The 10,691-nt window shown below is 42.7% G+C and carries 2 protein-coding genes; both read left to right on the plus strand.

Annotated elements, in window-relative coordinates; translation table 11 throughout:
• Positions 1 to 469 precede the first annotated feature (469 nt).
• A complete protein-coding gene (locus WKI23_RS08985) occupies positions 470 to 1,135 on the plus strand; it encodes a YSIRK-type signal peptide-containing protein (protein ID WP_368079686.1) in 666 nt (221 codons plus the stop codon).
• Between the two features lie 623 nt (positions 1,136 to 1,758).
• Positions 1,759 to 10,691 (plus strand): YSIRK-type signal peptide-containing protein (locus tag WKI23_RS08990; RefSeq protein ID WP_368079687.1); only part of this gene is annotated, 8,933 nt, incomplete at its 3' end.

A 10,691-nucleotide genomic window follows, 5' to 3' on the forward strand; every position in this document is an offset into this window, starting at 1 on the left:
AGCCTGAGCCAGCCAGCAATTGGGAATGACCGTCGTGGAGTTTGAGGAGCTTTTGTAAGTTAGGGAATGTATCTAGCTTTTCTCTCAAAATCTTATCGGAGTGGTAGGGCACGCACATCATGTTCAGGATTTTCAGCAGAGTGAATCTGCTGATTTTATATAGAAAAAATGGCAGATTTTATCTTTCTATAGATGGGGTCTGTTTTTTTATTTATATTAAATTTAAAATATTATCCATAATAAGCTTGATATATAAGGGTTTGCATATATATATATATATATATAATTGCAGAAAAATGCTGTTATATAGGCGTTTTTGCTGCTTTTTTAGTCTTGTTTTTATCTAGGTTTATACTTGATTTCTTTTCGTAAAAGTATTACTATAAAGTTGACATATTATGTGTTACGGGTTTTTGTGTACTCTTTTGAGGAAAGTTGGCCTGTGATACAATGAAAGGATGCTATGCTCATGTTTGGAAAAAAACATAGTGATAATGGTGAAAAAATTTACCGTTACTCAATAAGGAAATATCATTTTGGAGCTGCTAGTGTTGCGGTGGCGGCTCTGATGTTCTTTGCGAATGGGGTGCAAGCGCAGGCCCCTGCAGTGTCTCCAGTAACAGCTAGTGATGTAGTTGCTGGACCTTCTGGAAATTCAGATGGGGATCCACAGGACTCAGATGAGGAGAGTCCTGAGAAAAAGGCAGTAGTTGAACAGCCTGTTGAGCTCAAATCAGAAGGAGAATCTAGCGCTCCAGAAGCTAAAACTGAAGAAGGAAGTCAAGAAGAATCAGAAGCTGAAGTTAAAAGTCCTCAGCCCGAGACTAAGATAGATGAGAACGCAGAAGCTCCTCAAGTGACGAAGGAAAAGGATCAGGAAGTATCAGCGCCAGTAGCTGACACAAGTGCAGCCAAATCGACACAAAGCACCCTAGAAGCTTTGTTGGCAAATCTGACCCTAGACTCCATGAAGGCTCTCCGCGCTGAAGTCGAAGAAGATCTCGCAAAGGCTAAGGCGGTCTTAGAGAATCCAAAAGCGACGCAAGCACAGGTTGATGAGCAAGTCAAACTCATGGAAGACCTGATTCGCCGGGTCAGGGAAGCTTTTTTGCTTCGTTTTTTTAAAACACAATAGATTGAGACTAGAACCGTACACACGCCACACCATACCACTATTACTAAAACATTGCTAGAAATGAATGTGTTTGTTACAATCGCTTTATCTAGTTCTTATTTTTGATATAATTTTTAGGCTTGAGTCACTTGATTTTGTTCAGTTGGCTTTTTTTGCTGTCCTTTTTCATGTGATAAACCTTTCAAGCCGTTTTTAGTATAGTAGATTGAAACTAGAATAGTACACACGCCAAACAACTACTGCCAAAACATTGTTAGAGATTACTTTAACTTTCCTACTCAATTTGTTCACATCTTATTTCAATCTGCTATAAGAGTTACGATACCAGGAGGGAGAGCACTGATAGAGGGTATTTTGCTGTTTTCTTGAAGACTTCTTAATCAGTTTTTTTCTGAAATAGAATCTCAAAAACCACCTATAAAAATAAGTGATAATATGGCTAAAAAAGTTCGCATTTTGCTGTTCAAATTTGTAAAAATAGGATATAATAATACTGTCTCGAAATTTGTCTTTTGACAAGTATGGGAATAAAAAGAAACATATCCTTTCTTAAATACCTAAAATATTTAAGGGGGGGTATTTTTTAGTACCTCCAGAAAGGAAAAATGAGAGGTAATTCAATCATGAAAAAATCATATCGTGATGATAACGGGGAAAAGATTTTCCGTTACTCCATTCGTAAATATCATTTTGGTGCTGCCAGCGTTGCTGTTGCAGCCTTGATGTTTTTTGCGAATGGGGCTGTGGCGGCGAGTGAGACAATTACTCCAGCTACGACAAGTGATGTCGTTACGACAGGTTCTGATGGCAATGCAGATGGGGATCCAGAAGCCTCGGATGAGGGAGACTCCAAGAAAGCTCTGACTGACCAGCCAGCTGAACTCAAACCAGCCGATGAGCTAAAAGCAAAAGAAGCGCCAGCTGAGGAAGCTGAACAAGGTAAGGCTGTGTCTAAGCCTGCTGAGGTAGACTCTAACTCTAGCCAGTCAGAGTCTGCTCAAGAACCTTCTCAAGCAGAGGGAGAAAAAGAGCGAGACCAGCCAGCTGCTGTTGCTAATACAGAGGCAGCCAAATCGACTCAAAGCAATCTACAAGCTTTGTTGGAAAAACTAACGCTTAGCTCAATGAAGGCTCTCCACGATGAAGTGGAAGCTGGTCTAGCAGCAGCTAATGCAGTTTTGAGCGACCCTAAAGCGACGCAAGCACAGGTTGATGAGCAAACAAGAGCTATGGAAGCCCTAATCAGCCGTGTCAACCAAGCCTTGACACCTGCCCTAGAAAATCCAACAATCTTGGAAAAAGCAGGTCTAGCATCTACAGACCTCACATCTACAGGTCTGACCTCTACCGGACTCGCTACTCCAGACGGAGCTGTGAGCGAGCAACCAACCGGAGGGAAACGTCGTAGAAGAGGAGGCTTGAGCGCGTCAGAACCAGCTACAACCCAAGTTGCACCATCTGCTGGAGGGAACGCAACAACTCCTGGAGCTAGCTCTCAAGCTACTCCACGAGAACTCCCAACCTACACCAACACAGAAGGTAAAAATGGTGTTTATGACCTAAAAGATGAATTAGAGTTCATCACTGAGCAACTCCGAGCTAACGGAGCATCAGCAGATAAAATCCAAGCAGCCAAGGCAGCTGCTGATAAGTTCAATGAAGCCTTCTCTAAAGGCAACACCATCAGTCAAGAAGACTTTAGTGCTGCTTTAGCAGACCTGAAAAAATCGCGTAATTTGATCGAAGGGGTACTTCGTGAAAAGAACGCGAATGCAGGAGAAGTAACAGGGCCTGTAAATCCAGCCGAGTCTGCAACTCCAAGCGAAAACAATGTAACCATCCAACCGCGCACCAACACTACAGGATGGTCAGGTTTCCGCAATGTGCCAGCAGGAACTGTTAGAACACGTACTCCCCGTGCTGCTGAACGTGTAGCTCCAGGAAACTACTTCATTGATAAGTACACCAGCTACTTTGATAAAGGTGATGACTCAACATCTCCATACGACAAGTACACTTATGTTTACTATAATGTTAAGAGACAAACTTCTGCAGGTAAAGATGACCCTGTGGTAGATATCTTGAAGTTTTTGAGGGAAAAAGTCACTAAAGTAACGGCAGATCCATCTAAAGGCGTTAAAAACGGAATTGACTGGGAAATCACAGTTAATCCTGATCGTAAAAATCTCCAAAATATGAGTTTCTTCTTTACTCTTCCTAAAGGGCAAAATTTGGTTAGAAATAGCTTTACCATTACTAGGGTGACGTCTACTGAAACTCGTTCGTTTTCATCTCCTGGAAACGGGAATGACGATGAGATAACTGCCAGCTTAAAAGCTGCAGGTCTGACGAATGTAAGCAAAGGAACTCCGGAACGAACAACTGCGCCAGCGCCAACTAAATTCAAGGGTTCTGTTTATGATTATGAAGTATCAACCCTTAATGGCTTGGCTAAACAAGGTGTTTTTTTCGAGAGGGGCAATGAATCTTCTGAAGAAATACAACTTGGAGACAAGAAGTTTGACCAAATTAAGAAAGATACGCAAACCGTCTACTATGCTCAACTAGGGGTTATAGAAAATGGCGTTTACTCTGCAGACCCAACTGCTGCTTATAAAATCACCTTTAGAACGGAAGGTAGTAACAAAATTACTTCTCTAAGCTACCTGTCTGGTCTCAAGGGGGTGGATGTAAACAGTGGAGGGAACCCACGTAGACTATTAACCCAACAATGGTATGCTCGCACACCGGGTGAAGTAGATTCTACGGACAAGTTTAAGTTTGACTTGGCAGGGAATCACTATTACCCTGTTAATCAAAATACAGTAAACTCCAAGTTTTTATCAGGCTACAATACTTATCAAACGACTAAAAATGGTATCACCTATAAAAATAGACGTGATGAGTCTGACCAACCCTATAATCCACGAATTGACGGGGTAATATCTGCAGAAATAGCTGGCGGACAACCGATTGAAGAGTACAAATATTTTGACATTACTTCGTATGGAGATTATTTTAACGAAAATGGTGTTAAGTTAGAAAAAGAGGTAGATGGAAAAGCGGAAGCTAAAAAACAAGGTCAAACGTGGCACTTATATAGAGCCAATGATAAGACTGAAATTAGCAAGGATGCCTTGACCCGAGATGCTATTTTGACTCCGGGTGTTCATAGCTATAAGTATGTCAGAACCTTTGATGATGGTTCGACTGACTCTGATACTTTCCACTTTGTTACCAAGCCGAAAACTCCAAGATTGGATACAGACTTGAGTCGTCAAGATGAGGGTGCAGCTAGGATTGTTGCTAGCGGAGGTACAAAAGGATTTGACTTGGTACTGTACAAAAAAGAGCTTAACGGTACCTTGACAAAGGTAGCAAGTGAAAAAGCTGATGATAATGGCCGTGCTACCTTTAATGTGCCTGACCTAAAACTAGGGAAGTACGTTGTTAAGACTGTTGTTGAAGGAGAATGGTTTGATTTCCGTGTTCCAGATCAACACGGACAGCCTACTAGGCATAATACGGTTGAGTCTGATGAATCAAACGAGAGAGATACTCTTAAGTTTAAAATGGGGGTCAGCACAGGAAAGATACCGGGTACAGAGAGACCTAATCTAAAAGATGAGCATGTGATTTCTTACCCAGCCAATGACATTGTTACAGGTACAAGTGTTAAGTTTATCGCCAGAAGTTCTAAGAATATTAAGAAATTAGTCGTTACAGGTGCGGAAAATATCGTAGCTCCTGGCGAGTGGGTTACAGATGGACTCAATAGCCAAGAAGCGACTGTTAGGATAGAAAAAAGAAATGGTTTTGATGGCAACAAACGTGGGGTCTATGAGTTGACTGTGACAGCAACTGCAGATGATAACTCAACCTCTACCTATAAAACCCATCTCTTTATTCCGCCGACAGCGGGAAGTTTCGAGACGACGAGTGATGACCTACGTGAAAAAGCCAATAGCAAACCACAAGTGACGGCAACAGGACTCTTAACCAACCTAAGAACTCTGCCAGGTTACGAGTGGAAAGCTTACTTGGTAAAAGGAGGTCAAAACAACCCCAACTCTTATATTCAGGAAGCTCAAAACTACACGGTAGTCGCCGCTACTAATATCCAAAATAACGGGAAAGCGGTCTTTAATGAAGTTGACTATAAACAAGCGACTATCGGAACAGATAATCTACGTTTGGTAACAGCCTTGGTAAAACAAGGGACTGACCAAGTGTTTGAAAATCTCAACTCCAGCCTCAGCACTAGCACCATCAAGGCTACTGTTCCTCGCACGGATTATGTCCAAAAACCAGGACGCTTAACCTTTATCCAAGGGGAAACACCTACCTGGGGAGACCCTAAGACCTACTTCACCTATGGAGATGGCTCTGCCATCGGCAATGACAGAACCTTCCTATGGAAAAGTTCTTTCAATACGACAGCACCAAGTAATCCTGATCTGTCTATAGGAACTGGGAAAACCATAGAAGTTCTAGCTTCTAACCCTGGAGGAATTCCTAAGACAATAAATCTGACCTACGATGTCGTCGCACCTGTAACCCCTAACAACAACCTATACACGGTCAAAGGGAAAGACTTTGTCAAGCCAAATACCACGACTGCGGCAGCGGCATCGGACTTCTATAACAATACCACTGGTAAGACCATCGAGTGGAAGGTAGGCTCAGAGCCGGATAAAAATGCAGCTTCAGGTCAAACGCATACAGCAACAGCGGTTGTGACTTATCCAGGAGTGGATAGAAACGGTCAGCCTATTACTAGAGAAGTCACTACAACCTATACAACAGTCAATACAGTCCTAGTCAAAGATGTCTTCACTGCTAATCAAGGTGGCAAGTTGACAACAGGGAACGACTCAGAGGCTTCAAGCTATACACGAGCAGAAACGGGTTCAAAAACGCATATCCAACGTGAAGAGTTTGTCGCTACAAGTCGAACAACTGCGACAGCTCCATCAACTGCCAAGGCTGGAAGTCTCAATAAAGAGATTAAAATCACTTACGATAATGGTCAAACGCAAAACCTAGGGCTTGTTACCAGTGTGACACCAAGCGCTCCGACTATTACAAGCGACTTGCGTGACAAAGCAGGATTGACAAACCAAACAATCACAGTGTCTAACGTCCCAGAAGACGGCACGGTAGAAGTGAATTTAACTGCTAATGGCACAACAATTCCAAATACCACTGTGAGACGTGTTGGAAGCCTAGCAGAAGTTACTGTTGGAGGGGAATTGCCAGCTGGAACCATCAAGGCGAGCACAAAAGTAACCAATAACACTTATTCCTATACAGAAGGAAGAGCTAAAGATATAGCCTTAACCTCTCCTGAGAGTAGCGCTCAAACTGCAACCTATAAACTGGCTACCAAGAAGCTCTATACTGTCAAAGATGATGCAGCAAACTTTACAGCTTCAGATTATGTTTATTGGGATAAAAATGGCACAAAAACGGCTCTACCGCAAGGAACAACCGTAACATGGGTTCGTTCAGTTACGACAACGACAGCCGGCGAACAAAATTATCAAGTAACCGTCCGTGTTCCTAACCAGGCAGATACGACCTTGAACGTCCCAGTTAAAGTTTATGATAAGGTGACGCTCAAGGCACCAACACATACCAATGCCAAGGGGAAATTAGCAAATGGAGACAATGCAGCAGGCTATGTAAATGGGGTAACTCAGGGAGTGACAGTTGCATGGCAAGGAGGCCGAGTGCCAGATGTCAGTCAAGCAAATCCAAATCTAAAAGGCAATATTGAAGTTTCTTATGCTACAGATGACGCTGCACATCCGATTAAACGGAACTTGCAAGTGAATCTACCGACTTATAGCGCAACTCTGACAGTGCCTACGAAAGAAACGACGGTAGGAACATCGTTTGATACTGGTAGTGTTTATGATTATTTTGAGCACGATTATCCACGACAAACACCAAAAAATGCAGTGGTTAAAGCTTTCTGGGAATCAGCAGGAAATTACAGTAACGCACTTAGAAATAGCGCTGCTACAACTTTAGGAAAAGTAGTAGATAAGATCAGGGTTTATTTCCCAGGTGCAGATGGAGTTCAGCGTTATGAAGATAGTAGGGCGCAAGAAGAACTACCTGTTACCTTTATTGTGAAACCTAAGACTCCGTCTATAGATGAGGCGTCTGTCAGCGGAAAAGCAGAAAAGAACAATCAAACCGTAACGATTAACAATGTGACACCAGGAACAACGGTTGAGCTCTACAACGGCGATACGAAAATTGGTTCTGTAGATGTACCGAAAACTGGAAATGAAACGGATACATCAACGAAGACGGCTAATATAACAGTAAACGGAGTGTTGCCATACACGACAAATCTTCGCGCTAAAACCATTTACCAACCAACTAATCCTGATCAAAATGTAGCGTCTGACTTTAGTGCTAGTGTGACAAGTACGACCCAAGCACCACAGGCACCTACAGTGTCTCAAAGTCCAGAAGACCTAGTTGTAAAATCAGAAGTGGGACAAGATGGCGCTACGAAAGCGACCTTGACCTATGTCAATGCTAATGGTGATACCAGAACAGTAGGCTTTACGAAAAATGGAGGTTACTGGGATAAGGATAATGCCAATGCTGACACTACAGTGTCCATTATAAATGGTACAAACGGAAGAGGAGAAATCCAAATCCAACCAAATACAGCTAGAGCAGGATCAACTGTAACAGTTGTACAGAAGACAGATAAATCAGCTATTAGTAACCCGGGAACTACCAGGGCTTTGGGACGCTTAAACGGCTTGACAAATACAGCTCAAGCAGACGGTTCGGTGGAGATTCGTATTCCAGAAGCTGCGACTCGTATGAGTTTAACTTACACGCCACAAGGTCAAACAGCACCTAAGACATTGGAATATACCAAAACAGGAACAACCTGGACGTCAAATGCTGGAACAGAAACCTATTCACTTGATCGTAAGATTGTTATTCCGAAAGCTAATGTGGTGGATGGTTCAACCGTTTCTGTCATCGCATCAAATGACAACAGCACAACGACTACAGTAGTAAGCAAAGCCAAGTTTGAACAACCGAGCGCAACGACTAGTGCTACCCGTCAAAACGGAGATGTAGAAGTTACCTTACCAACAGATGCAGAAGACGTAACCTTAACTTATAAGAACAAACAAAATACCAGCACCACAGTAACACTGGCTAAAGCAGGAACTAATTGGACATCTGCAACAACCTTACCAGATGGTGTCAGTCTAGCAAATGGGAAGGTTACATTTGACTACACAAAAGTAAACAGAGATACAGCTATCACAACAGCCTCTACTAGAGGACAAAATGATGTCAAGTCTCAAGCAAATAGAGTAAGCCACGATATTCCAGAACACACAGCTCCGACAACCCAAAATGTTGTTATCGCTGCAGGTGCGACACCGACAGATGAGCAATTAGCTACAGGTGTAACAGTCGCAACCAAACAATCCGTTGTAGCGAAAGAGGCACAAACTGCTGTTGCTGCAGGAACGACTAAAGTTGTTGCAACTACCTTGACTTACCAAGATGGGTCAAGTGAAACTGTGAACGTAACAGTCATTTCAAAACCAACAGCGCCAACGGTGAATGATTTAGAAAGTCGTCCGAATGCATCTGCGCCAGGTCTCTTGTCAACTGCTCGTACGATTTCTGGTACAGCTATGGCTGGCGCAGAAAAAGTGAAATTGACCTTACAAAATGGTGCAGTTAAGGAAATAACTCCTGAAGCTGATGGACGTTGGTCTTATACACTTGGCGCGGATGAATTCCTTACACAAACAACATCACGATTTAATGCCAAATATAGCAGTGATCAAGTGAAGGTTGTGCAAGTGAAAAACAATGTAGAGTCTGAAGCAACGAATGTTGGTGTTGTAATGGGACGTGCGATTGTCGATACACCACTCCAAGCTGGACGTAATATCACAGTTCATATTCCACATGATACGACTTCTGGATATATCCGTATCGGAGGAACAACTGCTAGCGGTGGAGTGGACATCGGTCTCAAGAAAGTCGGCGACACATGGACGCTATCTACGGATGCAGATAAGGCGAACAAACTAGAACTAGTAAGTGAAGCAGATCCAGCTAATCCATCTATGACTAAGGTTACCCTCCAGGTCAAAGATACAGATGCTGCTTTGTACAGTTCACCGTTTACGATTGGTTCTGGTAGAGGAAATGTTAAGTTCCGAGCTCACTACTATAATGGTGGAAACATCAATGGACCGGTTTCAATTGGGCGTACTTCTGACCTAGATTGGATTTTATCTGAAGACCCAACCAATACCGTTCCGACAGCTTCTTGGGCAACTGGCAAAGAAGTTCAAGACGGTCAAAAAATCCCATCGCCTACTGTAGACGAGTTGAAAGACTTGTTCAAGGGAGCGGATGTGGAAGATGATGCAGGCTTGACTGTAGGTTATGCCGCTTCTAATAGAGGAAAACTTCGTGTTCGTGTATTCACTGGTCGAGACAGCGCTCGTAACATCGAGGGAACTTCTGTTAGTGCTCAAGCAAATGGTCGCATCGCTCCAGGTACCTATACTCTTGTTTTATCAACAAGAGATGCTGCAGGAGCAGAGTCTAATCTTCTTGAAAGAAATGTCGTGATTCAGAGTCATGCGGACTATTATCGTGACACTGTCAAGTACCCAACAGATGCTGAAAAAGTCACCTATAATGATACAGCAATCGTGAATGGTAACTTTACACCAGTAGCCAAAACAAGATTTAAAGATAAAATTCAAGAGCTAAATCGTACGGTACTGCCAGCAACAACAACTTATACAGCTGGTAATACAGATGATAAGAACAAGGTAGCTGTGCTTGGTTTCCCAGATGGATCTACTATTGATATTTCACATGCGGTTGTAGCCAAACCAGAAGTTCCGACAATTACTTCTACCCACGATGATAAGGTATCGGATGCGGATAGAACAATTTCTGGTACAGCGCTTCAAAACGCGACAAAAGTTACGATTCATTTCCAAGATGGACGCGGTGAAGAAGGACATGCAGATGTTGTACCTGTTAATGGTAAATGGACTTATCCTCTTCCATCAGGACGTTACCTCCGCCAAACAGACCAATCAACTCTACCAGGCTCTTCAACTGTACCGGTAAGGGTAACTCAAACTGTCTTTGATGCGACAAGTGATGCAGCTTCTATATATGTAGCGAAAGACCGTAACTTTGCAGGAAAAGCAATAGTAGGTAAAGCAGGAGATCAAGAACTTACTAATCTGAAGAATGATCCTAGATTAGGAATTAAGTACACAGAAAGAAATGTTCCAAAAGATTTTCCAAGCGACTTTTCTGCAAGTTGGAAGGAAACACCAAATATCACAGAAGTCGGAACTAGAACCTATATTGCCAAAGTATTTGAAGCAAATAAAGCAGATGCGGTTGCTCAAGAAATTGAAGTAGAAGTAACTGTAAAAGCAGCTACACCAGACCAAGTGGTGGCAAGCCACAAGCAAAATGGAGATGCAGTCTTAACACCGCCAACAAATGCGGACAA

The organism is Streptococcus pseudopneumoniae (assembly GCF_038148955.1).
In the GTDB taxonomy this organism is placed as follows: Bacteria; Bacillota; Bacilli; order Lactobacillales; family Streptococcaceae; genus Streptococcus; species Streptococcus pseudopneumoniae_T.

Coding starts and splice junctions, on each gene's coding strand:
- WKI23_RS08985 (WP_368079686.1), top strand. CDS start 470: ATGTTTGGAAAAAAACATAGTGATAATGGTGAAAAAATTTACCGTTAC.